Origin of the sequence: Streptomyces milbemycinicus, assembly GCF_002154605.1 — a bacterium.
GTDB lineage: Bacteria > Actinomycetota > Actinomycetes > Streptomycetales > Streptomycetaceae > Streptomyces > Streptomyces milbemycinicus.
The window spans coordinates 1-743 of sequence record NZ_MUNE01001124.1 but is presented as its reverse complement, the minus strand read 5'-3'; the positions used below and the strand labels follow the sequence as shown (position 1 = coordinate 743).

Sequence of the window (743 nt, the reverse complement as noted above, 5' to 3'; positions counted from 1 at the left end):
ATGGTGATGGCAGTGGTGGCGGTGGTGGCGAGCGTCCCGAAGTGGCCTGTGGGGATGTCGCCGGGCTGATCAGCGCCATCAACGACGCCAACAGCACGGGGTTGGGAGTGATCCAGCTCACGACGAACTGTGTCTACACGCTGACCGGTCCGACGGTGTCCCCGGGCGCGAACGGGCCGGACGGGCTGCCGGTGATCACCGGGAATGTGACCCTCGTCGGCGCCAACACGACCATCACCAGGGGCTCGGCCACGGCCTTCCGTATCGCGGAGGTCGCCCCCGGAGGGACCCTGACCCTCAACGGCATCACGGTCTCAGGCGGTTCGGCGACCACTGCCGGCGCGGGGATCAACGGCGGTGGCATCCTCGACGCGGGGACGCTGAGGCTGACGTCGAGCGTGGTCACCGGAAACCTCGCGAGCAATGTCGGCGGCGGTATCGAGGTCGCCAACAATGCCGTACTGGATGTCAACTCCAGTCAGGTGACACACAACACCGCCGGTGACGGCGGTGGCATTCACATCAATTCAGGGGGGTCGCTGTCGGCCACCAGCAGCCAGATCTCCGACAACACCGCAAGTGGCGCGGGCGGGGGGATCTCCAACTTCGGGAACGTGACGCTGACCTCGGTGGATGTGCGGCGCAATCACGCTCTTAACTTCGAGGGTGGTGGGATCACTACCAACGGCGGCAATTTCACCATGAATTCCGGCTCGCTCGACGGTAATACGTCCGGAAGTCTC

General features: G+C 65.1%; 1 protein-coding gene. It reads left to right on the top strand.

The features are described 5' to 3' along the window. Positions 1-743, top strand: a 743-nt coding sequence (locus CCN51_RS51500) for a right-handed parallel beta-helix repeat-containing protein (RefSeq protein WP_245881889.1), incomplete at both ends; no start/stop codon positions are given.